The organism is Streptomyces sp. NPDC003635 (genome assembly GCF_053587635.1).
The window spans coordinates 95,978-119,880 of the sequence record NZ_JBSFOK010000025.1; the positions used below are offsets into that span (position 1 = coordinate 95,978).

General features: G+C 71.5%; 25 protein-coding genes and 1 pseudogene. 12 read left to right on the plus strand and 14 right to left on the minus strand.

All coding sequences use genetic code 11. The features are described from left to right. Positions 1–49 precede the first annotated feature (49 nt). On the plus strand, positions 50–778 hold the full coding sequence (locus tag ACWDRW_RS23370; protein WP_451725932.1) for a lysophospholipid acyltransferase family protein: 729 nt from the start codon (positions 50–52) through the stop codon (positions 776–778). A 3-nt stretch (positions 779–781) separates the two neighbouring features. On the opposite strand, the gene ACWDRW_RS23375 is transcribed toward ACWDRW_RS23370, so the two are convergent. The 5 genes from ACWDRW_RS23375 to ACWDRW_RS23395 all read right to left on the minus strand — a co-directional run bounded on the left by ACWDRW_RS23375 (position 782) and on the right by ACWDRW_RS23395 (position 5,380). Further along, positions 782–1,471, minus strand: a complete 690-nt coding sequence (locus ACWDRW_RS23375) for a B3/B4 domain-containing protein (protein WP_451725934.1) — start codon at positions 1,469–1,471, stop codon at positions 782–784. A gap of 8 nt (positions 1,472–1,479) precedes the next feature. Next, entirely contained in the window at positions 1,480–2,052 is a 573-nt protein-coding gene (locus tag ACWDRW_RS23380) for a transglutaminase-like domain-containing protein (protein ID WP_451725936.1), read from the minus strand. Between the two features lie 75 nt (positions 2,053–2,127). Then, complete coding sequence (locus ACWDRW_RS23385) at positions 2,128–3,198, minus strand: threonine aldolase family protein (RefSeq protein WP_451725937.1); 1,071 nt, start codon at positions 3,196–3,198, stop codon at positions 2,128–2,130. After that, the gene (locus ACWDRW_RS23390) at positions 3,195–3,947 is read right to left on the minus strand and encodes an SDR family NAD(P)-dependent oxidoreductase (RefSeq protein WP_451725977.1); all 753 of its coding nucleotides are present in this window, start codon (positions 3,945–3,947) and stop codon (positions 3,195–3,197) included. Before ACWDRW_RS23390 ends, ACWDRW_RS23385 begins: the two co-directional genes overlap by 4 nt. Before the next feature lie 35 nt (positions 3,948–3,982). Further along, on the minus strand, positions 3,983–5,380 hold the full coding sequence (locus tag ACWDRW_RS23395; protein ID WP_451725939.1) for a DUF6421 family protein: 1,398 nt from the start codon (positions 5,378–5,380) through the stop codon (positions 3,983–3,985). 392 nt (positions 5,381–5,772) lie between these two features. Between ACWDRW_RS23395 and ACWDRW_RS23400 the strand changes: the two genes are divergently transcribed. Then, on the plus strand, positions 5,773–6,456 hold the full coding sequence (locus ACWDRW_RS23400; protein WP_451725941.1) for a glycerophosphodiester phosphodiesterase: 684 nt from the start codon (positions 5,773–5,775) through the stop codon (positions 6,454–6,456). 2 nt (positions 6,457–6,458) lie between these two features. On the opposite strand, the pseudogene ACWDRW_RS23405 reads toward ACWDRW_RS23400, so the two are convergent. Beyond that, positions 6,459–7,007: pseudogene (locus tag ACWDRW_RS23405) on the minus strand (GNAT family N-acetyltransferase); the annotation flags it as partial. Between the two features lie 117 nt (positions 7,008–7,124). Between ACWDRW_RS23405 and ACWDRW_RS23410 the strand changes: the two are divergent. Next, positions 7,125–7,517 carry a VOC family protein gene (locus ACWDRW_RS23410; RefSeq protein WP_451725942.1) on the plus strand — a complete coding sequence of 131 codons (393 nt, stop codon included), beginning with the start codon at positions 7,125–7,127 and terminating at the stop codon, positions 7,515–7,517. A gap of 14 nt (positions 7,518–7,531) precedes the next feature. Here the strand turns inward: ACWDRW_RS23410 and ACWDRW_RS23415 are convergent, their stop codons facing one another. The 4 genes from ACWDRW_RS23415 to ACWDRW_RS23430 form a co-directional block, all read right to left on the minus strand. Beyond that, positions 7,532–7,765, minus strand: a complete 234-nt coding sequence (locus ACWDRW_RS23415) for a DUF7848 domain-containing protein (RefSeq protein WP_451725943.1) — start codon at positions 7,763–7,765, stop codon at positions 7,532–7,534. A 300-nt stretch (positions 7,766–8,065) separates the two neighbouring features. Further along, positions 8,066–8,926: a helix-turn-helix domain-containing protein gene (locus tag ACWDRW_RS23420; RefSeq protein ID WP_451725945.1), complete on the minus strand. Its 861-nt coding sequence runs from the start codon at positions 8,924–8,926 to the stop codon at positions 8,066–8,068. 13 nt (positions 8,927–8,939) lie between these two features. Next, entirely contained in the window at positions 8,940–9,464 is a 525-nt protein-coding gene (locus ACWDRW_RS23425) for a DUF6879 family protein (RefSeq protein ID WP_451725947.1), read from the minus strand. Further along, the gene (locus ACWDRW_RS23430) at positions 9,436–9,678 is read right to left on the minus strand and encodes a hypothetical protein (protein WP_451725948.1); all 243 of its coding nucleotides are present in this window, start codon (positions 9,676–9,678) and stop codon (positions 9,436–9,438) included. The genes ACWDRW_RS23425 and ACWDRW_RS23430 overlap by 29 nt, the downstream gene beginning before the upstream one ends. Positions 9,679–9,812: 134 nt before the next feature. On the opposite strand from ACWDRW_RS23430, the gene ACWDRW_RS23435 reads away from it, so the two are divergent. Both ACWDRW_RS23435 and ACWDRW_RS23440 read left to right on the plus strand, forming a co-directional pair. Beyond that, a complete protein-coding gene (locus ACWDRW_RS23435) occupies positions 9,813–10,580 on the plus strand; it encodes a VOC family protein (protein ID WP_451725950.1) in 768 nt (255 codons plus the stop codon). Between the two features lie 183 nt (positions 10,581–10,763). After that, positions 10,764–11,813, plus strand: a complete 1,050-nt coding sequence (locus tag ACWDRW_RS23440; protein ID WP_451725952.1) for an aldo/keto reductase — start codon at positions 10,764–10,766, stop codon at positions 11,811–11,813. Between the two features lie 7 nt (positions 11,814–11,820). Here ACWDRW_RS23440 and ACWDRW_RS23445 read toward each other — a convergent pair whose 3' ends face one another. Further along, positions 11,821–12,333 carry a MarR family winged helix-turn-helix transcriptional regulator gene (locus tag ACWDRW_RS23445; RefSeq protein ID WP_451725953.1) on the minus strand — a complete coding sequence of 171 codons (513 nt, stop codon included), beginning with the start codon at positions 12,331–12,333 and terminating at the stop codon, positions 11,821–11,823. After that, positions 12,330–13,919: an FUSC family protein gene (locus ACWDRW_RS23450; protein WP_451725955.1), complete on the minus strand. Its 1,590-nt coding sequence runs from the start codon at positions 13,917–13,919 to the stop codon at positions 12,330–12,332. Before ACWDRW_RS23450 ends, ACWDRW_RS23445 begins: the two co-directional genes overlap by 4 nt. Positions 13,920–14,088: 169 nt before the next feature. On the opposite strand from ACWDRW_RS23450, the gene ACWDRW_RS23455 reads away from it, so the two are divergent. The 5 genes from ACWDRW_RS23455 to ACWDRW_RS23475 all read left to right on the plus strand — a co-directional run bounded on the left by ACWDRW_RS23455 (position 14,089) and on the right by ACWDRW_RS23475 (position 18,054). Then, a complete protein-coding gene (locus ACWDRW_RS23455) occupies positions 14,089–14,616 on the plus strand; it encodes a DUF5134 domain-containing protein (protein ID WP_451725956.1) in 528 nt (175 codons plus the stop codon). 131 nt (positions 14,617–14,747) lie between these two features. After that, positions 14,748–15,686, plus strand: a complete 939-nt coding sequence (locus ACWDRW_RS23460) for a M56 family metallopeptidase (RefSeq protein ID WP_451725957.1) — start codon at positions 14,748–14,750, stop codon at positions 15,684–15,686. Between the two features lie 56 nt (positions 15,687–15,742). After that, positions 15,743–16,459 carry a phosphatase PAP2 family protein gene (locus ACWDRW_RS23465; protein ID WP_451725958.1) on the plus strand — a complete coding sequence of 239 codons (717 nt, stop codon included), beginning with the start codon at positions 15,743–15,745 and terminating at the stop codon, positions 16,457–16,459. 46 nt (positions 16,460–16,505) lie between these two features. Then, positions 16,506–17,216 (plus strand): HAD family hydrolase, encoded by a 711-nt coding sequence (locus tag ACWDRW_RS23470; protein ID WP_451725960.1) that lies wholly within the window; start codon positions 16,506–16,508, stop codon positions 17,214–17,216. A gap of 157 nt (positions 17,217–17,373) precedes the next feature. Beyond that, positions 17,374–18,054, plus strand: a complete 681-nt coding sequence (locus tag ACWDRW_RS23475; protein WP_451725962.1) for a TetR/AcrR family transcriptional regulator — start codon at positions 17,374–17,376, stop codon at positions 18,052–18,054. A 40-nt stretch (positions 18,055–18,094) separates the two neighbouring features. Here the strand turns inward: ACWDRW_RS23475 and ACWDRW_RS23480 are convergent, their stop codons facing one another. Continuing rightward, a complete protein-coding gene (locus ACWDRW_RS23480) occupies positions 18,095–18,553 on the minus strand; it encodes a DUF6214 family protein (protein ID WP_451725964.1) in 459 nt (152 codons plus the stop codon). A 198-nt stretch (positions 18,554–18,751) separates the two neighbouring features. Here ACWDRW_RS23480 and ACWDRW_RS23485 point away from each other — a divergent pair, with 198 nt between their 5' ends. Together ACWDRW_RS23485 and ACWDRW_RS23490 are read left to right on the plus strand one after the other, a co-directional pair. Then, positions 18,752–20,095, plus strand: a complete 1,344-nt coding sequence (locus ACWDRW_RS23485) for an FAD-dependent oxidoreductase (RefSeq protein WP_451725966.1) — start codon at positions 18,752–18,754, stop codon at positions 20,093–20,095. A 67-nt stretch (positions 20,096–20,162) separates the two neighbouring features. Further along, positions 20,163–21,521: a nucleobase:cation symporter-2 family protein gene (locus ACWDRW_RS23490; RefSeq protein ID WP_451725967.1), complete on the plus strand. Its 1,359-nt coding sequence runs from the start codon at positions 20,163–20,165 to the stop codon at positions 21,519–21,521. Here the strand turns inward: ACWDRW_RS23490 and ACWDRW_RS23495 are convergent. Then, positions 21,499–23,903, minus strand: a 2,405-nt coding sequence (locus ACWDRW_RS23495; protein ID WP_451725969.1) for a cation-translocating P-type ATPase, incomplete at its 5' end; no start/stop codon positions are given. The two genes, ACWDRW_RS23490 and ACWDRW_RS23495, sit on opposite strands and share 23 nt — an antisense overlap.

Below are 23,903 nucleotides of genomic sequence, written 5' to 3' on the forward strand. Positions count from 1 at the left end.
GCGCCGGGAGCAACCTTCCCAGGCAGAGAAGGAAGGGTCCACCCCGTCCATGGCAGAGTTTGTCTACCGCCCCGTCGTCGGTCTCGCCGTCACCTTGTTCAAGGCATGGGACCTCAAGATCGACTGCAAGGGGTCGGAGAACATCCCGCGCTCGGGTGGTGCCGTGCTGGTGAGCAATCACATCAGCTACCTGGACTTCGTCTTCAACGGCCTGGCCGCACTCCCCCAGAAGCGCCTGGTGCGCTTCATGGCGAAGGAGTCCGTCTTCCGGCACCGGATCTCGGGCCCGCTGATGCGCGGGATGAAGCACATCCCGGTCGACCGCAAGCAGGGCGAGGCCGCCTACCAGCACGCGCTGGAGTCGCTGCGCTCGGGTGAGATCGTGGGCGTCTTCCCGGAGGCCACGATCTCGCAGTCGTTCACCCTCAAGAGCTTCAAGTCGGGTGCCGCCCGGCTCGCCCAGGAGGCCGGCGTCCCGCTGATCCCCATGGCCGTCTGGGGCACCCAGCGTCTGTGGACCAAGGGCCACCCGCGCAACTTCAAGCGCAGCCACATCCCCATCACCATCCGGGTCGGCGAGGCGGTCGAGGCGTCCAGGGACAAGTACGCGGGCGCCATCACCCGTCAGTTGCGCGAGCGCGTCCAGGAGCTCCTGGAGGCCGCCCAGCGCGCGTACCCCGTGCGCCCCAAGGACGCGAGCGACACCTGGTGGATGCCCGCGCACCTCGGGGGTACGGCGCCCACGCCGGAGCAGGTCCGCGAGGCCGAGGCCCGCTAGGGCCTACGACCGGCCGACCGTCACCCTCGCCCCCGGGCTGAACTTCTCCAGCAGGGCGACGAGTTCGTCCGCCGCTCGCTCCACCTCGGCGAGCGGCATCGGCGCGAGGCTCTCCAGCAGGAAGATCGCCGAGACCGTCTCCTCGGTGAGACGGGTGCGCGGGCCCTGGCGCCAGTTCCAGCGGCGGCAGGTGACGCCCGAACCGTCGCACCACACGACCTCACCGGCATCGGGGTGTTCGACCACCTCGGTGCCGTCGGCGACGGTCACGAAGGGCTCCTCGCCCGTGGCCCTGATGAGCCGCATCCCCCCGTTGACGCGGTCGAGGTCCTCGCCGCCGACCGGGATCAGATGGGCCACGCTGATCGCGTTGTAGAGGTCGACGAGCAGGTTGATCCGGGGCAGGCCGGCACCCGAGAGCGCCCGCTTGGCCAGCGCCTCCGCCGAGTTGCGGGTGCGCGAGGGCTTGGACCCGAAGGCCGTGTACACCTCACGCCACGCCACCATGTGCGGGTCCTCGTGCGGGGCACGTCCGTCCAGGCGCTCGGCCAGGCGGTGGGCCGCGTCGTCGAGGATCGCGGAACTGCCTTCGGTGCTGGGTCCGTTGACGAGTCCGTGGGCTTCGACCGCGAGGTGGGAGAAGCCGGGCGCCAGGGCCCGCACCTCGTCGGACACGGTCAGCGTGAGCGTCATGGTCTGCCTCAGAGTGCGGTGGGAAGGATCTGCCACAGGTGCGGCAGGTCGATCGCGCTCCGGAGGGCGCCGAGGGCTGCCGGGTGAGGTTTAGCGTACAGGACTGGATAGTCCAGCTCATTGGACTCCGGGTCGACCGGGAAGGCCAGCCGCTCACCGTCGAGGGAGAACCGCGCGTCGACCCCTGGTTTGTTGCCCCGGGGGTCCTGTCGGTGCCAGGCCCCGTGGAAGCGGACGGCGACCAGGCCGTGCACCACGCCGAGTCTCTGATAACACAGGGCCGTGGGGATGTCCTCGGCCCGCAGCAGGGCCGCCAGCGCATGGGACTTGGCGTAGCAGATGCCGGTGCCCTGCTCCAGTACGTCCGAGGCGCGCCAGGTCACGCGCAAGTCCCCGGCGTCGTGCGAATGCGGAATCTCGTCACGCACGTACTCGAAGGCCAGTCGCGCATAGGCATACGAGTCCTCGGCTCGTGCGGCGAGCCGCGCGGCGGTACGCCGCACCACCGGGTGGTCATGGTCGACAGCCTCGTCAGCAGCCAAGTATGCGGACAGGTCAGGGGTTTCCTGCTTCAGCTCCATGGCGGCCGAGCATAGGAAAGCGATCACCCGACAGTCAATGACTTTTCGGGTGACCGCATACCTATGCAGTGATGGCTAGTGCGCCATCTCCTCCTTCAGCGCCGCCAGGAACGCGTCCACGTCGTCCTCGGTGGTGTCGAAGGCGCACATCCAGCGCACGACACCCGCGGCCTCGTCCCAGAAGTAGAACCGGAACCGCTTCTGCAGACGCACACTCACCTCGTGCGGGAGCCGCGCGAACACGGCGTTGGCCTGCACGGGGTAGAGGATCTCGACGCCGTGCACCGCCCGGACGCCCTCGGCGAGCCGCTGCGCCATCTCGTTGGCGTGCCGGGCGTTGCGCAGCCACAGGTCCTTGGCGAGCAGCGCCTCCAACTGGACGGACACGAAGCGCATCTTGGAAGCGAGCTGCATGGACAGCTTGCGCAGATGCTTCATGTGGCTGACGGCGTCCTGGTTGATCACCACGACGGCCTCGCCGAACAGGGCACCGTTCTTGGTGCCGCCGAGCGAGAGGATGTCGACGCCGACGGCGTTGGTGAAGGTCCGCATCGGGACGTTCAGTGAAGCCGCCGCGTTGGCTATCCGGGAGCCGTCGAGGTGCACCTTCATGCCGCGCGCGTGAGCGTGGTCGCAGATGGCGCGGATCTCCTCGGGCGTGTAGAGCGTGCCCAGCTCCGTGTTCTGGGTGATCGAGACGACCTGCGGCATCGCGCGGTGCTCGTCCTCCCAGCCCCAGGCCTGCCGGTCGATCAGCTCGGGGGTGAGCTTGCCGTCCGGCGTGGGCACGGTGAGCAGCTTCAGCCCGCCCATCCGCTCGGGCGCGCCGCCCTCGTCCACGTTGATGTGGGCGCTCTCGGCACAGATCACCGCGCCCCAGCGGTCGGTGACCGCCTGGAGCGCGACCACGTTCGCGCCGGTGCCGTTGAAGACCGGGAACGCCTCCGCCGTAGGACCGAAGTGGCTGCGGACGATCGCCTGGAGGTTCTCCGTGTACACGTCCTCGCCGTAGGCCACCTGGTGGCCGCCGTTGGCCAGGGCCAGGGCGGCGAGGACCTCCGGGTGCGCGCCGGCGTAGTTGTCGCTGGCGAAGCCGCGCAGTTCCGGGTCGTGGTGGCGACGCGCATCGGTCTTCGGGGGGTTCACGGCTTCTCGGTGAGCCACAGACGCTGTCCGTTCACTTCGGCTGCGGGCTTGTCCCAGACGCCGGCGATGGCCTCGGCGAGGTCCGTGACGTCGGTGAAGCCCGCGAACTTCGCGTTGGGCCGCTCGGCGCGCATCGCCTCGTGCACCAACGCCTTCACCACCAGGATCGCAGCCGCCGAGGTCGGCCCTTCGGCACCCCCGGCCTTGCGGAAGGCGTCGGCCAGGGCGAGCGTCCAGGCCTCGGCCGCGGCCTTGGCGGCGGCGTACGCGGCGTTCCCGGCCGTGGGCTTCGTGGCACCGGCGGCGCTGATCAGCAGGTACCGGCCGCGCTCGCTGCGCTGAAGACCCTCGAAGAAGGCCAGCGAGGTGTGCTGGACGGTACGGATGAGCAGCAGCTCCAGGAAGTCCCAGTCGTCGAGGCTGGTCTTCACGAAGGTCTCGCTGCCGCGCCAGCCGCCGACGAGGTGGACCAGGCCGTCGATGCGGCCGAACTCCTTCTCGGTGCGCGCGGCCCAGTCCCGGGTGGAGTCCAGGTCAAGGAGATCGACCGGTTCACCGGTGACCGTGGCGCCCCCACCGGCGTAGCGGGCCGCGTCGACGGCCTCCGCCAGTCGCTCGGGGTCGTTGTCGGCGCCGACGACGGTCGCTCCCGCCTCGGCCAGCTTGAGCAGCGTCGCCCGGCCGGCCGGTCCGCCCGCCCCGGCCACCGCGATCACCGCACCGCTGAGCGGCCCGTTTCCGTTCGCCATCTTGCCCTCCTGAGCCACGTCCTCGGTACGGTCGCTCACGCGGCGACCCGCTCGGCGCTGTCCGCCGTGATGCCCTTCGCGGAGGCGATCACGTTCTTGAGCTTCTTGGACAGTGCCTCATAGAACATGCTCAGCGGAAACTCGTCCGGAAGCACGTCATCCACGAGCTTGCGCGGCGGCAGGGTCAGGTCCAGGGCGTCCGGTCCCTTGGCCCACTTGGAGCCCGGGTGCGGGGCGAGGTAGGTGGAGACCAGCTCGTAGCCCGCGAACCAGTGGACGAGCTTGGGGCGGTCGATGCCGTCCCGGTACAGCTTCTCGATCTCGCCGCACAGCTCGTTGGTGACCTGCGGGGCCCGCTGCCAGTCGATGAAGAGCTTGTTGTCGGTCCAGCGGACGACGTCGTGCTTGTGCAGGTAGGCGAAGAGCAGCTGACCGCCCAGGCCGTCGTAGTTGCGGTTGCGGTCGCCGGTGACGGGGAAGCGGAACATCCGGTCGAACAGGACCGCGTACTGCACGTCACGGGCCTGCGGGACGCCCTCGGCCTCCAGCTTCACGGCCTCCTTGAAGGCGGTGAGGTCGCAGCGCAGCTCCTCCAGGCCGTACATCCAGAACGGCTGGCGCTGCTTGATCATGAAGGGGTCGAACGGGAGGTCGCCGTGGCTGTGGGTGCGGTCGTGGACCATGTCCCACAGGACGAACGCCTCCTCGCAGCGCTTCTGGTCGTGGACCATCGCGGCGATGTCCCCGGGCAGCTCCAGGCCCAGGATGTCGACGGCGGCGTCGGTGACCCGGCGGAAGCGGGCCGCCTCGCGGTCGCAGAAGATGCCGCCCCAGGTGAATCGTTCCGGCGCCTCGCGCACGGCGATCGTCTCGGGGAAGAGCACGGCGGAGTTCGTGTCGTAGCCGGCCGTGAAGTCCTCGAACTTGATGCCGCAGAACAGCGGGTTGTCGTAGCGGGTGCGCTCCAGTTCGGCCAGCCAGTCCGGCCAGACCATGCGCAGCACGACCGCTTCCAGGTTGCGGTCCGGGTTGCCGTTCTGCGTGTACATCGGGAAGACCACCAGGTGCTGGAGGCCGTCCGCGCGGTTCGCGGCGGGCTGGAAGGCCAGCAGCGAGTCCAGGAAGTCCGGCACCTCGAAGCCGCCCTCGGCCCAGCGGCCCAGGTCCTGCACCAGGGCCTTGTGGTAGGCCGCGTCGTGCGGCAGCAGCGGCGACAGTTCCTCGACGGCGGTCACGATCCGGGTCACGACGGCCTCGGCGTCGGCCGCGGCCGGGGCACCCTCGGCCGCGAAGTCGATCGACCCGTCCGCGGACTGCCATGGCCGGATCTGCTCCACGGCATCCTTGAGCACGGGCCATGCCGGGTGCTCCACCACCCTGGCCACAGGAGCAACCTGCTCCCCCATACCCGACTGCACAAGAATTTCCGTCATGTCCCATCCTCCACGGGAGAACCTCGCGTAAGGACACCGTATGCGTACGAGGTTTCTCTCAGCAAGAGGGACCTCGGGAAATTATCCTGCGCCACCCCTACCGTCACCGAACTTTTTCCTGCCGAAAGGGGTTGCGGCACCCTTCCGGGGTATGCGCAACGATTCGGCCGGTCAATGCGCGCGAGACTCGCCCACGGCCGGGTGACGGGATGTCGGGGTCCGTCCGAGCACCGGCCAGGTGCTGGCCGGATCCTTCCGTCCTCCGCCCCGATCCCCCGTGTACGCACGGGTTTCATCCGGGGTCCCGGCGGTTAGGCTGCGGCCTTGTCACGCGAACGTTCCGTTTCGGTCGTGCGCGTGCCGAGCCGCCGTCGACGGAAGCGAGTCGAACCTTGAACTTCCTTACCATCGGTCACCGCGGAGTGATGGGTGTCGAGCCCGAGAACACCCTCCGTTCCTTCGTCGCCGCCCAGCAGGCCGGCCTCGACGTCATCGAACTCGATCTGCATCTGAGCAAGGACGGCCACCTCGTCGTGATGCACGACACCGAGGTGGACCGCACGACCGACGGCAGCGGCCCCATCGCCGAGAAGACCCTCGCGGAGCTGCGCGCTCTGGACGCGGGCAAGGGCGAGCGGGTGCCGGTGTTCGAGGAGGTCCTGGACGCCGTGGCGGCTCCGCTGCAGGCCGAGATCAAGGACGTGGCCGCGGCACGGGCGCTGGCCGAGGTGATGGGGCGACGGGACCTGCTCTGCCGGGTGGAGGTGTCCTCCTTCCACGACGAGGCGGTCGCCGAGATCACCCGCCTCGTGCCGGGTGTACGGGCCGCGCTGATCGGCAGCCGCTACGGCACCGACATCGTGGAGCGGGCCGTCGCGGTGGGCGCAAAAACGGTCTGCCTGAACATCCGCCGACTCACCCTGGAGGTGGTGGAGGAGGCCCGCAAGGCGAACCTCCGGATCATCGGCTGGGTGGTGAACACCCAGGACCACCTGCGTCTCGTACGCGCCCTGGAACTCGACGGCGCGACCACCGACTATCCCGAGATCAAGCGCACGGGGCGCTTCACCGCCTGACGTCAGGCCCCGAGTTCCTTGGTCAGCAGCTCGAACTGGAGGTCGTCGCGCTGCGGAATGCCGAAGCGCTCGTCGCCGTACGGGAAGGGGGTCATCCTTCCCGTACGGCGGTAGCCGCGCCGCTCGTACCAGGCGATGAGGTCGTCGCGTACGGAGATCACCGTCATGTGCATCTCGGTGGCGCCCCAGCTCTCGCGGGCGACGCGCTCGGCCTCCGCGATGACGACCTTGCCGAGACCCGCGCCCTGGAGGGCGGGGCTGACCGCGAACATCCCGAAGTAGGCGTGCGTTCCGCGGTGTTCGAGCTGGCAGCAGGCGACGACCCTGCCGTCCCGCTCGACCGTGAGCAGCCGGCTGTCGGCGGCCTTGATGACCTCCAGCACGCCCTGCGGGTCGGTGCGCTGCCCCTGGAGGATGTCCGCCTCGGTAGTCCAGCCGACCCTGCTGGCCTCACCGCGGTAGGCCGACTCGATCAGCGCGACGAGAACGTCGACGTCGGCGTCGTCGGCGTCACGGAAGGTCAGTCCGGCTGCGGTCTCCATGAGGCGGGTCTCCCCTTCTAGGCACTGCTTCTGCTGGGCACCGCTTCAGGCAGCGCTCGAGGCACTGCTTCCGAGCACCGCGCGGGCAGGGACGAGACTAACGCGCTGCCGCTACGCTCCGGGATCATGGTGCATGTACTGAGCAGCCGCATCCTGCTTCACCCCGTCGACCCCGACCGCACGCGCCACTTCTACGGCGAACAGCTGGGCCTCGCCATCCAGCGCGAGTTCGGCACCGGCCCGGAGCGCGGCACCGTCTACTTCCTCGGCGGAGGCTTCCTTGAGGTCTCCGGCCGCTCCGAGACCCCGCCCTCCCCCGCGCTCCAGCTCTGGCTCCAGGTCGAGAACGCGGAGTCGACCCACCAGGAGCTCCTCAGCAAGGGCGTGGAGATCGTCCGACCGCCGGTGCGGGAGCCGTGGGGGCTGATCGAGATGTGGATCGCGGATCCGGACGGCTGCAGAATCGCGCTCGTCGAGACCCCTGGGGATCACCCCCTGCGCTATCGCCCGGGCATCTGAAACGCCCTGCGGGCTCAAGGGGCGTCCAGGGGCGTCAATCGCCAGTACGCCTGGCTGACGGTCCGGAAGCGCGTGTGGTGCGGGTGGAGGGACTGATGCCCCTCCGCCCACCCCGTGACGTCACTCTCGTCCTCGCTGGCCTCCAGGCACCGCGCACACTCGATCCACTGACTCACGGGGACGCCTTCGCTCTGCAACCTCGCCTCTGGCGCAGACGGCTGCGGGGAACTCGGGGGCGGGGAACTCACGCCCGCCCCCGCTTCTTCCGGTCGTGCGGATGACGACGGATCCCGATCGCACAGTCCGTCGCCCGCGTCGTGTCGTACGACGGACTACCGGGCGCTGAGGCTGCCTTCCACTGCCTGAAGAGCGCGGCACACACGTCACACCCTTCTGCCGGCCCCGGCGTCTCGAAGCTGAGCGGATCCATCAAAGTGACGGGAGCACTCAGCGCCCCTTCCAGCGCCATCCCTAACCTCCTCGGCAGGTCTCGATACGTCGAACCTAGGCAGAGGGAGAGGGACTGTTCCACAGAGTTCTATGAAGTTCTACTTGAATCGGTCCAGGGAATCGATCGCCGCGGCAACCAGCGTCCTGGCTTCGGCCCCGTAGACGGCGAGTGATGCCATTTCCTCGAATGCGCGGGCATACATGGCGAGTTCGCCGGGGGTCGTGACGGTGACAGCAGCCGTCAAAAGCTCGACGGACACACGCTCGTCGTCGAAGAGGGTGAAGGTCTCCAGGGTCCACATATTCCGTTCGCGCCCGGCGGGGATGATCCCGACGGACCCGGACGGCAGCGCCATCACCGAGAGCAAATGGCCGAGTTGACCGGCCATGGTCGCGGCGTCGCCGACAACATGGCGGAGGACGGACTCCTCCAGGAGGAAGGCGAACTGTCGGCCGCCCTCACGGATCACACGCGAACGCTCGACTCGCGCGGCCGCCGCGTCGGTCACGTCGTCGGGCGTCCCGTGCACTCGCGCGACGTTCCCCAGCAGTGCCGCCGCGTACTCGCGGGTCTGGACGAAGCCCGGGATCACAGTCGAGCTGTAGACGCGGAACCTGGTCGTCCGTTCGTAGAGCGGGAGGTACGACTCCTGGAGCCGCCGAAGTCCGCTCCTCTGCACGCGGCGCCACTCGACGTACATCGAGTCGGCCGTGCGGTTGGCGGCGATCAGGTCAGGGATCCGGTCCTCGGCCTCACACGCTGTGCACCAGGTCCGGATGTCGTCGTCGGAAGGTGGCGTGGTGGCGTTCTGGATCCGGGAGATCTTCGAGGGCTGCCAACCTGCGCGAGCCGCGACCTCTCTACCCGTCAGGCCCGCGTCACGCCGGATCTCACGAAGCTTCTCCGCGAGGGACCGGCGAGCCTCGTCGAGGGCGGAGGACGGGTAGGGGGATCGCATCGGCCGGCGCCGCTCAGATCTTGTAGTTCTCGTGCGGGACGGCGCGCTCCCAGACGGCTTCGAACGCCTCCGAGTGGCGCTTCACGATGTCAGGGGCGTCGCTCAGGACGTCCTCGACGAACCGGCCGTCCCCGGCGAAGAGGCTGAACCGGATGAGTCGACCATCAAAGATCCACAGGTCGTTACCGGGGAGGAGCAGGTCGGACGCCAGCCGTCGGGGCAACCACCGGACGCTTTCGCCGGCCGCCAGGTTCTGCGGCGTACACGCGTGTTCGAATCGGATGTAGTCACTCACCGGCTCCGATACGACCCGGGCGCGACGCACCACCACTCCACGGCCCACAGCATCGGCCACCAGGCCATGGAAGGGGTTCCACCATGACGTCCGGTCGGCCAGGTCGTACCGGTACCCAGCGCGCCAGGCCGCGAAATCGGCGTCCTCGTCCTCGACGCCGTAGACGTCGCGCGCCTCCAGGTGGACGGCGGACCGAGTGCACCCCGCAAGCAGCTCAGCGAACGGTGGCACCTGCCGCGGCATCACACGCCTCCCTGATCTGCTGCACCATGCGGGCGGGCAGCAGAACGACTGCCTCGGTGTGAGGGATCGAACCCGTGACAAGGCATTGTGCCCGAAGTTCCTCGCCCGCCTTCCACCCCTGGAACACGAACTCCTGCTGCGTCTCGTCGAACCACACCGTGGGACAGTGGTCGCCGTTGGTCTCAGGGTCCTTACCGAAGAACCGTAGCGCCATGATGACCTCCGTTGGGCGCGCGGATTGCGCAATGTTCTACAAACCATCACGCCGACAGCCATCGCCGTCAATGGCGCATACCGCGGTGGCGGGCTTAGCGTGCTGGAGGGGGCTGGGTTCTTGGAGGGAATGTCATGAAGGTCGACAAGCCGGTGATCGGCGGACCCTGCTGGACCGAGCTGGGGACCAGTGACGTCGAGGCCGCCAAACGGTTCTACACCCGGCTCTTCGGCTGGCGTCCCGAGACCGACCCGCGCGCGGAGGCGGGCGGCTACACGATGGCCCACCTCGGGGAGGCGGCGGTCGCCGCGCTCACCCCGCTGTACCAGGACTCCCAGCCGGTCGCCTGGAACGTGTCCTTCCTGGTGGCCGACGTCGACGCCACCGCGGCGCAGGCGGAGGCGTCCGGGGCGACGGTGCTGGTGGGTCCGATGGACGTGTTCGACGTGGGCCGGTTCGCGGTGGTCCTCGACCCGACCGGCGCCGCATTCCAGCTGTGGCAGGCCCGCGCCTTCCCCGGCGCGGGGCTGTTCAACGCGCCCGGCACGCTCGGCTGGGTGGAGCTCATGACCCGTGCGCCGGAACGGGCCGTGGCCTTCTACCAGGCGCTGTTCGGCTGGAGCGTCAACGCCTCGGAGCACTACACGCAGTGGGGTATCGACGGCGCCGACTTCGGTGGCATGGTCACGATGGACGACAAGTTCCCGCACGAGGTGCCCGCGCACTGGCTGCCGTACTTCGCCGTGGCGGACGTCGACGACGCCGCTGCCGTCGCGACCGAGGCCGGCGGCAACGTCCTCATGGAACCGACCTCCGTCCCCGACGGCCCCCGGATCGCGGTCCTGCGAGACCCCCAGGGCGCCATGTTCGGCGTCTACCGCGCCGCGGACTACGCGGACTGAGGCGCCTGGGCCGCGTGGGCTACCTGGGGGCCTGCGCCGCTCAGCCCGCCTGCGCCGCCTGGGCCAGCGACGCCGCCCGCTCCCGCCCACGCCCACGCCCTCCACCCGGCCCGCGCCGCCTTGCGTTGGAGCGCGCTCCAGGCCCTAGCGTCGGCCGCACGAACCGCCCGAAGGGATGGAAACGTGCGGTACACACTGTTCGGCAGGACCGGGCTGCGGGTCAGCGAGTTGAGCCTCGGGGCGATGACCATCGGCGACGACTGGGGCTGGGGCGCCGGCAAGGAGACCAGCGCCCGGATCCTGCACGCCTACGCCGAGGCGGGCGGCAACTTGGTCGACACCGCCAACAACTACACGAACGGCAGCTCGGAACGGATCCTCGGCGAGCTGCTGGAAGGGCGGCGCGACGAGTTCGTGCTGGCCAGCAAGTACACCTGCGGCATCCGCGACGGCGACGTCAACGCGGCCGGCAACCACCGCAAGAACCTCCTCCAGTCGGTGGAGGCGAGCCTGAGGCGGCTGCGCACCGACCGGCTCGACGTGCTGTGGGTGCACGCCCGGGACAACTTCACCCCCGTCGAGGAGGTCATGCGCTCCCTCGACGACCTGGTGCGCGCGGGCAAAGTGCTCTACGTCGGCGTCTCGGACTGGCCCGCCTGGGAGATCGCCCAGGCCAACACGCTGGCGGAGCTGCGAGGTTGGACCGCGTTCGCCGGCTCGCAGCTGCGGTACAGCCTGCTGGAGCGCACCCCGGAGCGTGAACTGCTTCCCCAGGCCCGGGCCTTCGACCTCGCCGTGCTCGCCTGGGCTCCGCTGGCTGCGGGCAGGCTCACCGGCAAGTACCGCCGGGGCGAGAGCGGACGGCTCGCGGACACCGGCGAGCCGGATCCCCGCGTGGAGGAGATCGTCACCGCGGTCCTCGACATCGCCGAGGAGGGCGGCTGGAGCCCGGCCCAGGTCGCCCTGGCCTGGCTGCTCGGCCGACCCGGCAACGTCGTCCCGATCATCGCCGCCACCAAGGAGAGCCAGCTCGCCGACAACCTCGGCGCCGTCGACGTCCGTCTCGACGCGGACGCGGTCGCCCGCCTGGACGCGGTGAGCGCGGTCCCCCTGGGCTTCCCGCACGACTTCGTCCGGGAGCCGCAGATCACCCGCAACATCTACGGCGACCGCTGGACACGGATCGACGACCGCCGCTCCACCCACCGCCGTACGGCACACGACGTGCTCTGAGCTCACGTCACAACCGCAGTCCCTCCAGCCGTACCAGCAACTCGGCAAGCAGGGAGGCCAGTTGCTCCCGGTCCTCGATGCCGGACAGTACCGTCGTCTCGTAGGTGAGCTGTTCCGGCAGGATGCCGTCCACGAGGTGCCGTCCGTCGTCGGTGAGGCGGACATGGGCGACCCTGCGGTCGCGGGCGTCGCCGCGGCGCTCCACCAGGCCGCGCTCGGTGAGCTGCTTGAGGCGTTTGGTGACGGCCGCGCCCGAGGAGAAGGTCTCGCGGGCCAGTTCGCTGGGGGTCAGCTCGTGCCCGGTGCGCCGCAGGGCGCCGAGCAGGTCGAACTCGGCGCGGCTGAGTCCGACCCGGCGCAACGGGGCGTCCTCGGCCTGCTGGAGGAGCGCGGCGCAGCGGTTGATACGGCCGATGATCTCCATGGGCCCGGTGTCGAGGCCGGGGTGGACGGCCCGCCACTGCCGGACCACGGCGGCGACCGTGTCGGCCGGCCCCTTGCCTTCGTCGGCTGCCGTCATGGTCGTACGCCTTCCTTGATCCGGTGTCGGGTGGTCGCCGCGAGCGTACGGTGCCCGGCCCGCTCGGCGAGCACGACCCGCTCCAGAGGCAGGGCACGCCGCCACCAGTCGCCGGAGGCGGCGTCCACGGTGGCGCGCAGTTCGACCAGGGCGGCGGCGAGGGACCGGTGGGCGGCCGCCACGGCGGCGGGCGTGGCCTGCGGCTCGGTGAGCAGTCGGGCGGCCCGCTCCCGCGCGCGCTCGGCGGTCGCCAGCGCCCGCTCCACCCGGTCGCCCGCGCGCCGGTCGGTGACGACCAGGGCCGCGAGGAAGCCGAGGCCGGCGCCGACCAGGGTGTCCACGACCCGCTCGGTGATCAGTGTGCCGGGTTCCTGGAAGCCGGTGAACTCCGTGATCAGGAGGGCCATGGGCGTCACGCAGACGCTGCCCAGCCAGTAGTTGCGGCTGATCAGTGCCTCGGCACCGAAGTTCAGCGCCACGCAGCACAGGACGAGGGCCGCCTGGCCGAGGTGGGCCAGCGGTGCGAGGGCTGCGAAGAACAGGACGCCGGCGAGGTTGCCGACGACGCGCTGGACGCCACGGCTCCAGGTGAGGGTGAGGTTGGCCTGGTAGAGGGCGGCCGCGGTGACCAGCGCCCAGTAGGGGCGGCCGATGCCGAGGGCCAGCGAGGCGTATCCGGCGAGGGCGCAGCCGAGGGCGGTGCGCGCGGCGAGCGGCGCCAGCGGGCGCAGGCGGTGCCACAACGGCTCGGGCGGGACGGCGGACTCGGCGGCGACTCCCAGAAGTTCCTCGGGCACGGCTGCGGTGCCGCGCAGGTCCCGGGCCCGGCCGCGCAGTCGCTCGGGATCGGTGTCGGCGGGGGCCGCGAGGGCGACCTCGGCGCTGACGACGAGCCGTTCCAGGGCGCTGCGGGTGGCGGAGCGGCGACCGGCGGAGTGCAGCGACTGCCAGGCCGCCTGGATCGCCGCGGCGGCCTGGGCGCGGGTGCGGCCGTCGCGGGTGCTCGCGTAGTCGGCCGTCGCGTTCAGGGCGGCCGCGGTCGCGCGGCGCTCCGGGCCGTGCGGGCGGACCAGGCCCGGCGCCATGCCGATGATCCAGGCCCAGGCGCCGGCCGCGACGGCGAGCGCCAGATGGGCGGGGACCTGGGTGAGGGTCTGCGGGGCGAACAGGGCGGCGGAGGTGATGAAGGTGAGGATCACGTTGCCGGGTGGTCCTATGCGGGTGGCGTCGCACAGTGCTTTCTGGGCGGCGGCCAGCAGGGCGCCGACGGTGACCAGGACGACCGCGCCCGAGGTCAGGGACGCGGTGACGAGCGCGACGGCCAGACCGCCGACCATGCCCCCGACGACCCAGGCCAGCGCGCGGGCGCGGGCGGCGTAGGGGCGGTTGTGGGCGTAGAGGGCGCACAGGGACCCGGCCATCGTGTACATCGCCAGGTCGAGACGGCCGAGCGCCAGCAGGAGCAGGTTGGGCGGGGCGACGGCGGCGACGACGCTCAGGGCGGGCTTGAACCAGATCTCCGAGGGGCGGCCGAGGCGCAGCACACCGGCCGGCCGGGGACGTCGGGGTGGGGTGGCACTGCTCATGACGTACAACTTTAGCAGGTGTTTTACTCGTAAAACACCTGCTGTGACCTGCCGTGCTCCCGCGAATGCTCCCCGTGTACACCCTTGCGCTCGCGTGCGCGCCGCATGGCCGGGGCAGTCTCCGACCGACCCCGGGCGACTGCCCGGCACCGTCGAGCGGGGAGGGCGTGTGCATCTACCGGCTTCGCCCGGCTGGCTGCTGGTCGCGCTGTGCGCGGCGACCGGCGCCTACTGCCTGCTGCGCATGCGCAGCGACGTCGAGGAACAGCGCCGGTCCGCGGGCGGCGAGGCGCTGATGGGCTTCGGCATGGCCGCGATGGCCGTGCCCGCCGCGGTCTTCACCCCACCGGCCTGGACCTGGCCGGTCTACGCGGTGGTCTTCGGCACGGCGGCGCTGCGCACCCTGTGGGCGGCGCGGGCGAGCACGCACCACCTGCACCACTTGGTGGGCGCCTCGGCCATGGTCTACATGGCGGTCACGATGGCCGCCTCCCCGGGCCACGGCGCCTCCGGCGTGCCGCCGCTGACAGGGGTGCTGCTGCTGTATTTCACCGGGTACGTGCTGCTGACCGGCGTCCGTCTGGTCCCCGCCACGGCGGGCGGCGGCGCCGTACGCCTGGGCGACCGGCCGGAGTTGGCGCGGGCGTGCCGCCTGTCGATGGGGATCGCCATGGTCGCGATGCTGCTCACCATGTGAGCCCGGACGGCAGCGACGCGGCAGGTGAGCCGCGCGCTCGCGCTGTTGCCCCCACTCTGATCCCCGTGGCATGGGTCACTTCGCCGCGGCCGCCCCTGCCCTGGGCGCCCCTGCGCTCATAGGCTGCGCACATGATGGTCCCCGCGGCACTGTTGCTGCTCGGCGCCCTGACCGCCGTGGCCGCGCCCCGACTGCTCGCCCGGGCCGACTGGCAGGACCGCGAACCGGTCGTGGCGCTGTGGGTGTGGCAGTGCGTGGTGGTGGCCGTACTGCTGTGCTGCGCCCTGTCGATGACGCTGAGCGCCGCGGCGGCCTGGGAGGCGGTGCGCGGGCAGGTCTTCGCGCCCGCGCCACGGACCGTCGTGGAGGCGTACGCGCTGGGCGTGGCCGGCCCCTGGGCGGCGACGACCGCGGTGGCGCTCGCCTGCGGCGGGGTGTGGAGCGGTGTGATGCTGGTCCGCGAGGTCGCGCGGGCTCGCGCCCGGGGTCGGCGGCGTCGGGCGGAACTCCTCGTGCGCGCACCGCTGTTGCCCGGCGAGGAGCCGGGGCCCGACCGCCGTCTGGTGGTCCTGGAGGGCGAGCGCCCGGACGCCTGGTGGCTGTCCGGCACGGCCCCGCGGCTCGTCGTCACCACGGCCGCGCTGCGCCGCCTGAAGGGGCGGCAGCTGGACGCCGTACTCGCCCATGAGCAGGGCCACGCCCGAGCCAGACACGACTGGCTGCTGCATTCCTCGGCCGCGCTGGCCACGGCGTTCCCGCAGGTGCCGGTCTTCGCCGCGTTCCGCGACGAGATGCACCGTCTGGTCGAACTCGCCGCCGACGACATGGCCTCCCGGCGCTTCGGCCGCCTCACCACCGCGCTGGCCCTGGTCGAACTCAATGAGGACCGGGGCGTGTTCGGCCCCTGCCCGACCGCGCAGGGGCAGGTGCCGCAGCGGGTGACCCGGCTCCTGACTCCCCCGGACCGGCTGACGGCGGCGCGCCGGCTGCGCCTGACGGCCGCGGCCGCGCTGGTGCCCGTGGTGCCGGTCGTGGTGGCCTGCGTGCCGGGGCTGCGGGCGCTGGGATAGGCCGGTATTGCCTCCCGTATTGGCTTAGGACCCCGGGAGTCGGCAAGGATCGCAGTATGCACACCCAGTCCGTCGGTTCCCCTACCCGCCCGTCGATCCGCAGGCCCGCCCTCCGCTGGGCCGCCGCTCTGGCGCTGTGTTCCGCGCTGCTGCTGGCGCTGGTGGCGGCCCGGTGGCACCCGCTCATGACGCTCGACGGCGACATCGCCGAGACCACCCACCGCTGGGCGGTCGGCGAGGCCGGGTTGACCCAGACGTTCCGGATCCTCACGGACTGGGTCTGGGACCCGTGGACCATGCGCATCCTCTGCGCGGTCGCGGTGCTGTGGCTGCTGTGGCGGCACGCCGCGCGCCGGGCGGCCCTGTGGCTCGTGGTCACGACCGCGCTGGGCGCCGGCATCCAGCAGGGCCTGAAGGCCGCCGTCGACCGCTCCCGCCCGGTCTGGCCGGACCCCGTCGACTCCGCCCACTACGCCGCCTTCCCCTCCGGACACGCCATGACGGCCACGGTGGTCAGCGGCCTCCTGCTGTACCTGCTGCACCGAGCGGGCGTCGGCCGCGCGGTGTGGCGTACGGCCGTGGCGGTGGCCGTCGTGTCGGTCGTCGGCGTGGGTCTGACCCGGGTCTGGCTGGGCGTGCACTGGGCGACGGACGTCATCGGGGGCTGGCTCCTGGGCGCCGCGCTGGTGGCCGTGGCGGTGGCCCTGTACGGCCGATGGCGGCCCCGGACGACCGAGCGCGCGGCCTCCGACCACGCGTCGGACGACCACTGAACCGATCTGCCCGCGCGGGCCGTCGACTCCCCCGTAGGGTTCGAGCATGATCGCAGTCCTGTTCGACTTCTCCGGCACCCTCTTCCGCGTCCAGTCCACCGAGTCCTGGCTGCGCGGGGCGCTCGCCGAACGGGAAGTGGAGCTGAGCGAGACGGAGTTGGCCGAGACGGTGCGGGCGCTGGAGCGGATGGGGGCGCTGCCGGGCGGGGCTAGTCCGGCGTGGCTGCCGGAGGACGTGGCGAGCGTCTGGGGTGTCCGGGACAAGAGCCAGGAGCTGCACCGCGCCGCCTACACGGGCCTGTCCCGGTACGTCACACTCCCCGACGAACAGCTGCACGACAGGCTCTACGAGCGCCACATGACGCCGTCCGCCTGGGAGCCGTACCCCGACGCGGCCGACGTACTGGGCGCGCTGCGGGACCGCGGGATCGGGATCGGCGTGGTCAGCAACATCGGCTGGGACCTGCGCCCGGTCTTCCGCGAGCACGGCTTCGACCGGTATGTGGACACCTACGTCCTGTCCTTCGAGCACGGCGTGCAGAAGCCGGACCCCCGCCTCTTCCGGGCCGCCTGCGCCGAACTCGGTGCCGATCCGCGCGAGGTCCTCATGGTCGGCGACGATCGCCGGGCGGACGGCGGGGCCGCGGCGCTGGGCTGCGGGGTGCACTTCGTGGACCATCTTCCGGCGGCCGAGCGGCCGGACGGCCTGCGGCCGGTGCTGGAATTGGTCGGGCGGGGCCGACGCGACACCGCTTGAGAAGTCGCCCGAGGCCACCATAGGGGAAAGCGCACGCCTGCCTCAGGCGATCCCCCGCGTCGCCCAAGGCAGGCGGCACCGAACCGGTCGACACAAGGGCACGACCGGATGCGCTGAGTATAGTTGGCTGGCAGCCAGTCAACGCAGGAGTTACAGCATGTCCCCGCGAAGCGCTTCGGTCAATGAAGAACTGCGAAGGCGTTCTCGGGAACGGCTTCTGCAGGCGGCGGTCGAACTGGTCGGTGAGCACGGCTACGAGGCCACGACCCTCGGCGACATCGCGGACCGGGCGGGTTCGGCGCGCGGTCTGGTGTCGTACTACTTCCCCGGAAAACGCCAGCTCGTCCAGTCCGCGGTGCACCGGCTGATGCACCGCACCCTGGAGGAGGGGCTGGAGCGGGAGCCGCCCGCCGAGGACGGCCGGGAGCGGATGGCGAGGGCCATCGACGCGATCCTGGGGCTCGCCCGGGACCGGCCGGTGCTGATGCGCCAGCACATGGCGGGCATCCTCCAGACCGAGGGCTTCATCCAGTGCCCGGAGCAGCGGCGCCTCGCCGAACTCCTGCGCGACACCTGCGCCCGGCACGGCTCGCTCGACGTGGACGCCGACTATCCGATGCTCCGGGCCCTGCTCATGGGCGCGGTCTACGCGGCGCTGGTACCCGGGGTGCCGATGCCGGTGCCGGTGCTGCGCGCCGAACTTTTCAAGCGCTACCGGCTGGACTGGGAGATGGGCGTCCCGCCGGAGCCGGGGGGCGCGCCCGGCGGGACCTGCGACATGGATCTGTCACGGTTCTTCGAGACCGGTGGCAGACCGCCCGGCCCGACCGGGAGCTGAGCCCGCCCGCGGGAGTGCGCCGGCCGATCGGGACCCGGCCTCAGCGCCGGGCGTGACGTGGTGTCAGCAAGCCCGCGTCGCGCGCCTGGGCGATCAGGCGCAGTGACTTGCGGCGGCTGTGTCCCGTCGCGCACATCACAGCGAGGACGGGATCGAACCCCTCCTCCTGTGCCGCCCGGTACTCCTGCGCGATCAGCCATCGCCCCTCGACCCCGCGGGGCCACGCGGGCCGGGCGCGCCGACCGCCGCCGACCTCGCCCTCCGGCTCCCCGGCCACCCCGCAGGCCGCGAACAGCGGCTCCTCGATCCAGTCGGCGAGCACGGTCAGGTCGTGCAGCGAGAGCGCGGGCTGGGCCCGTACGTCCTCGATGGAGACGCGTCCCTCGGACACCACGGCCAGCGCGTCGACCCGGGCGCCGTCCGCGAACGCGAGGCGGACCTGGAACCAGGCGGTCGCGCTCTCGCTCTCCTGCACTTCCCACGCGGGCCACACGGACACCTGGCCGTCCGTCGGACAACGATCAGAAAGATTAAGAAAGGATGCTTCTAGCACACACGGAACGTAACCGCATCATCACACTCCATAAAAAGGACACGCACGGCCACTCCGCGTCTGCACCCTGTCAGCGCAGCAGCACAGGTGCGATGCTGGAAGCACCAGCGCTCTCCTGAGATCCCACGGGTGAGGAGTTCCGCCGTGCTGCATGTCGCCGTCGTCGGCTCAGGGCCGAGCGGGTGTTACACCGCGCAGAGTCTCGTACAGCAGGACCCCGCGGTGCGCGTCGACGTCCTGGACCGTCTGCCCTGCCCGTACGGACTCGTCCGGTACGGCGTGGCACCCGACCACGAGAAGATCAAGTCCCTCCAGAACAACCTGCGCACGGTGCTCGAGCACGAGCGGGTGCGGTTCCTCGGCGGGGTGCAGATCGGCCCGGGCGGGATCCCGGCCGCCCGGCTGCGGGAGCTGTACCACGCGGTGGTGTACTGCGTCGGAGCAGCCACCGACCGACACCTCGGGATCCCCGGCGAGGACCTGCCGGGGAGCTGGTCGGCGACCCAGTTCGTGTCCTGGTACAGCGCCCACCCGGACGCCGTCGACGACGGCTTCGTACGGAGTGCGCGCTCCGCCGTCGTGATCGGCGTCGGCAACGTCGCGGTGGACGTCGCCCGCATGCTGGCCCGGGGTACGGCGGAGCTGTCCCCCACGGACATGCCGCAGGCGGCGCTGACCACGCTGGCCGCGAGCAAGGTGACCGAGATCAGCATGGTGGGCCGGCGCGGCCCCTCCCAGGCCCGTTTCACCACCAAGGAACTGCGTGAACTGGGCTCCCTGCCCGATACCGACGTCACCGTCGACCCGGCCGAGGCCGCCCTCGACCCGGCCTGGACGGACCCTTCCGCCCTGCCCGGCGCCACCCGCCGCAACGTGGAGGTGCTGCGGGGGTGGACGGAGACGGGGACCGCGGACGCGCTGCGACGGATCAGCCTGCGGTTCTACCTGCGGCCGGTCGAACTCCTCGCCGAGGAGGGCCGCGTGGGCGCCGTCCGCTTCGAGCGCACGGCGCCGGACGGACGGGGCGGGGTGACCGGGACCGGGCGGTTCGAGGAGATCGAGGCCCAGTTGGTGCTGCGCTCGGTGGGCTACCGCGGAGTTCCGCTGGAGGGCCTGCCGTTCGACCCCGCGACCGGCACGGTGCCGAATCTCGCGGGCCGCGTCCTGCGCGACGGAGTCGTCGTACCGGGCGAGTACGTGGCCGGGTGGATCAAGCGGGGCCCGACGGGCGTCATCGGCACGAACAGGCCGTGTGCGAAGGAGACCGTGACCTCACTGATCGAGGACGCCGCCGCGCTCGTGGCGAAGGAGGTTCCCGAAGATCCGCTCACCGCCCTGCGGGCGGCGGGAGTCGAGCCGGTGCGGTGGGAGGGCTGGCGCGCGATCGAGCAGGCGGAGGCGGCACTGGGGGCCACCCTGGGCAGGCGGGTCGTGAAGCTGGCGGACTGGCAGGCACTGATGAACGCGGCCCACAGCAACGGGTCATAGGGCCGGGACACCCACCGGAAACACCGCGGAAATCAACAAACTGTTCAAGGGACTTACGGTCTCGCCCATGACCTCACCCCACCCCGTTGACGAAGTCCCTCCCGTCCGCCACCTGGCCGCCTTCGGCCTGCAGCACGTCCTCGCGATGTACGCCGGCGCCGTGGCGGTCCCCTTGATCGTCGGCGGCGCGATGAACCTGTCGCCCGCCGACCTCGCCTATCTCATCACCGCCGACCTGCTGGTGTGCGGCGTCGCCACCCTCATCCAGTGCATCGGCTTCTGGCGCTTCGGCGTCCGGCTGCCGATCATGCAGGGCTGCACCTTCGCGGCCGTGTCCCCGATGGTCATCATCGGTACGGAGGGCGGCGGACTGCCCGCGATCTACGGCTCGGTGATCGTCGCGGGACTCGCGATCATGCTGCTGGCACCGGTGTTCGGGAAGCTGCTGCGCTTCTTCCCGCCGCTCGTCACGGGCACCGTGATCCTGATCATCGGTGTCTCCCTGCTGCCCGTCGCGGGCAACTGGGCGGCGGGAGGCGCCGGTTCGGAGGAGTTCGGCGCGCCCAAGAACCTCGCGCTGGCCGCGTTCGTGCTGGCGGTCGTGATCGGGGTGCAGCGGTTCGCGCCCGCTTTCCTCAGCCGGATCGCCGTGCTCCTCGGCATCGTCGTCGGCCTCGCGGTCTCCGTGCCGCTCGGCTTCACCGACTTCGGCGGGGTCTCCGACGCGGACTGGGTCGGCGTCAGCACGCCCTTCCACTTCGGCGCGCCCACGTTCGAGGCGTCGGCCATCGTCGCCATGCTCGTGGTGGCCGTCGTGACGATGACCGAGACCACCGGTGACTTCATCGCGGTCGGCGAGATGACGGACCGCGAGGTCGACGCGCGGTCCCTCTCCGACGGACTGCGCGCCGACGGACTGTCGACCGTCCTCGGCGGCGTCTTCAACACCTTTCCCTACACGGCGTACGCGCAGAACGTCGGCCTCGTCGGCATGACGCGGGTGCGCAGCCGCTGGGTCGTCGCCGCTGCCGGTGGCATCCTCGTGCTGCTCGGGCTGCTGCCCAAGCTGGGCGCGGTGGTCGCGGCGATACCGGCGCCGGTGCTGGGCGGGGCGGGACTGGTGATGTTCGGGACGGTCGCCGCGAGCGGACTGCGGACCCTCGCGAAGGTCGACTTCACGGGCAACCACAACCTGACGGTGGTGGCCGTCTCGGTCGCCATGGGCGTGCTGCCGGTGGGGGTGCCGACGATCTACGACGAGTTCCCCGACTGGTTCCAGACGGTGATGCACAGCGGGATCAGCGCCGGGTGTCTGACGGCGATCGCCCTGAACCTGCTCTTCAACCACCTCCCCTCGAAGGCGGTCTCGCCCCCGAGGGAAGCCGACTCCGAGAAGCGGTCGCCTAGCGGCGCGCCAACCGCATGACCGTCTCCTCCAGGCGGGGCAGCGTGCGCTGGCTCGCCACCGCGAGGGCGATCGCGGCGGCGACGCCCGCCCAGGCGACCGGGCCGAGTGGGGTGCAGCCGAACAGGTTGCTGACGCCCGGGGTCTGGACCAGGGCGACCAGGGCGGCAGCGGAGCCGAGCGAGGTGGCGCGGACCAGGGGGCTGTCCCGACGGTCGGCGAGGGTCTGGGCGAGCTGGGTGCCGACCACCGCGCACAGGGCCATCGTGGTGGAGCGGCGGGCCGTGCCCGGGGTGAACCGGCCGATCAGCCAGGCGACCACCGCGCCCAGAGCCGTGGTCAGGGCCCGGTGCCGGATCTGTTCCATCAGCGGGGCGCCCAGCAGGGAGATGCCGAGGGGACGGTCGTCGCCGGTCTCCTCTTCGCCGGGGTCCTGATGCGGGGTGACGGCCACCGCCATCGCCGGGAACAGGTCCGTGAACAGGTTCACCAGCAGCATCTGGCGGGTGGACAGCGGCGCGGACCCGCCCAGCAGTGTCCCGACGATGCCGAAGCCGACCTCGCCCGCGTTGCCGCCGATGAGGATGGCGATGGCGTCGGCGACGCTGTGCCACAGGGCGCGGCCCTCGGCGATCGCCTCGATCAGCACGGTCAGGTCGTCCCCGGTCAGCACCAGGTCGGCGGCGTTGCGCGCGGCCGCCGAACCACGGGCGCTGATGCCCACGCCGATGTCGGCGGCGCGGATGGCGGCCGCGTCGTTGGCGCCGTCTCCGACCATGCCGACGACCCGGCCCGAGTCCCGCAGCGCCTCGACGACCTGGAGTTTCTGCTCCGGCGCGACCCGGGCGACGACGCCGGCGTCGTGCAGCATCCGGGCCCGCTCCGACCGGTCTGCGGCGGCCAGTTCGTCGCCGGTGACCACGTCCGTGTCCTCGGGCCAGCCCAGTTCCACGGCGATGGCGAGCGCGGTCTGCGGGTGGTCGCCGGTCAGCATCACCGGCCGTACGCCTTCGTCGCGCAGCCCGTGCACGAGCGTCTGCGACGTCTCGCGGGGTACGTCGGCGAGCGCGAGGAGGCCGGTGAACTCCAGGTCCCGCAGGGGCTCTTCGGTGTCCTTGTCCGCCGCGTCCCGGCGCCGGGCGACCGCGAGGACGCGCAGGCCGTCGCGGGCCAGGGAGTGGGCGGCCTCGGTGGCGTGGTCCGGCAGGTCGCGGCAGGCGGGCAGGACGGTCTCGGGGGCGCCCTTGACCACGAGCAGGCGGATGTCGTCCTTCTCGTGGCCCACGGCGGCGGCGTAACCGCGGGCGGCCTCGAAGGGCAGGCCCTCGGTCTGCGTCCAGTCCGGGTCGCCGGCGGCCGCGGCCAGGACGGCCTCGTCGGTCGCGTGCACCGGGCGGTCCGAGCCGCCGTTGAGCTGGGGGCAGGCACGGGCGGCGATCCGCAGGACGGTCGCGCCCGTCGCGTCGTCCGGCGTGCCCGTGTTGCCCTCGGCGTCGGTGAGGCGGACCAGCCGCAGCCGGTTCTCGGTGAGGGTGCCCGTCTTGTCGAAGCAGAGGGTGTCCATCCGGCCGAGCGCTTCCAGCGTGCGCGGCGCCCGTACCAGCACGCCGCGCCTGCTGAGTCGGCGTGCGGCGGCCAGTTGCGCGACCGTGGCCACCAGCGGCAGCCCCTCGGGCACGGCGGCCACCGCCACCGCCACACCGCCGCTGACCGCCTCCCGGATCGGTGTACCGCGCAGCAGGGACAGGCCGGTCACCGTGGCGCCGCCCGCCATGGTCAACGGCAGTGCCTTGGCGGTGAGTTCCTGAAGCCTGGCCTGCACTCCTGCCGACGGGGGTTTGCGGGCGGCGAGGGAGACGGCACGGGCGGCCTCGGTGCGCTCACCGGTCTCCACGACCACGGCACGGGCGTGTCCGGCGACGACGGTGGTCCCCTCGAAGACCATGCACCGGCGATCGGCCACGGGAGCGTGCGGGGTGGGGTGGGTCTGCTTGTCCACGGGCAGTGATTCGCCGGTCAGCGCGGACTCGTCGACCTCCAGGCCCTCCTCCCACAGGAGGCGGGCGTCGGCGGGGACCACGTCGTCGGCCTTCAGCTCGATGATCTGGCCGGGGATGAGCTTGGCGGCGTCGACGGTGCGCGGGGGCTGCTCCCCGGACTCGTCCGGCGCGATGCGGGCCTTCCGCTTCTGCTCGGCGAGCAGCCCGGCCAACGCCCGCTCCGCCCGCATCCGTTGCACACCGCCGACCAGCGCGTTCAGGTCGAGGGCGCCGACGACGAGCAGCGCGTCCACGGCGGAGCCCAGGATCGCCGAGGCCGCCGAGCCGACGGCGAGCACCGGGGTGAGCGGATCGTCCAGTTCGCCGCGCACCGCCCGCGCCAGCCGCACCGACCACCGCGCCG

Excerpts from the sequence above, each read along its gene's own strand:
- ACWDRW_RS23370 (WP_451725932.1), top strand. The coding sequence starts at position 50 with ATGGCAGAGTTTGTCTACCGCCCCGTCGTCGGTCTCGCCGTCACCTTG.
- ACWDRW_RS23450 (WP_451725955.1), bottom strand. The coding sequence starts at position 13,919 with ATGAGCAGTGCCACCCCACCCCGACGTCCCCGGCCGGCCGGTGTGCTG.
- ACWDRW_RS23470 (WP_451725960.1), top strand. The coding sequence starts at position 16,506 with ATGATCGCAGTCCTGTTCGACTTCTCCGGCACCCTCTTCCGCGTCCAG.
- ACWDRW_RS23475 (WP_451725962.1), top strand. The coding sequence starts at position 17,374 with ATGTCCCCGCGAAGCGCTTCGGTCAATGAAGAACTGCGAAGGCGTTCT.
- ACWDRW_RS23420 (WP_451725945.1), bottom strand. The coding sequence starts at position 8,926 with ATGCGATCCCCCTACCCGTCCTCCGCCCTCGACGAGGCTCGCCGGTCC.
- ACWDRW_RS23425 (WP_451725947.1), bottom strand. The coding sequence starts at position 9,464 with ATGCCGCGGCAGGTGCCACCGTTCGCTGAGCTGCTTGCGGGGTGCACT.
- ACWDRW_RS23380 (WP_451725936.1), bottom strand. The coding sequence starts at position 2,052 with ATGGAGCTGAAGCAGGAAACCCCTGACCTGTCCGCATACTTGGCTGCT.
- ACWDRW_RS23390 (WP_451725977.1), bottom strand. The coding sequence starts at position 3,947 with ATGGCGAACGGAAACGGGCCGCTCAGCGGTGCGGTGATCGCGGTGGCC.
- ACWDRW_RS23445 (WP_451725953.1), bottom strand. The coding sequence starts at position 12,333 with ATGACGGCAGCCGACGAAGGCAAGGGGCCGGCCGACACGGTCGCCGCC.
- ACWDRW_RS23460 (WP_451725957.1), top strand. The coding sequence starts at position 14,748 with ATGATGGTCCCCGCGGCACTGTTGCTGCTCGGCGCCCTGACCGCCGTG.
- ACWDRW_RS23395 (WP_451725939.1), bottom strand. The coding sequence starts at position 5,380 with ATGACGGAAATTCTTGTGCAGTCGGGTATGGGGGAGCAGGTTGCTCCT.
- ACWDRW_RS23435 (WP_451725950.1), top strand. The coding sequence starts at position 9,813 with ATGAAGGTCGACAAGCCGGTGATCGGCGGACCCTGCTGGACCGAGCTG.
- ACWDRW_RS23410 (WP_451725942.1), top strand. The coding sequence starts at position 7,125 with ATGGTGCATGTACTGAGCAGCCGCATCCTGCTTCACCCCGTCGACCCC.
- ACWDRW_RS23430 (WP_451725948.1), bottom strand. The coding sequence starts at position 9,678 with ATGGCGCTACGGTTCTTCGGTAAGGACCCTGAGACCAACGGCGACCAC.
- ACWDRW_RS23375 (WP_451725934.1), bottom strand. The coding sequence starts at position 1,471 with ATGACGCTCACGCTGACCGTGTCCGACGAGGTGCGGGCCCTGGCGCCC.
- ACWDRW_RS23490 (WP_451725967.1), top strand. The coding sequence starts at position 20,163 with ATGACCTCACCCCACCCCGTTGACGAAGTCCCTCCCGTCCGCCACCTG.
- ACWDRW_RS23465 (WP_451725958.1), top strand. The coding sequence starts at position 15,743 with ATGCACACCCAGTCCGTCGGTTCCCCTACCCGCCCGTCGATCCGCAGG.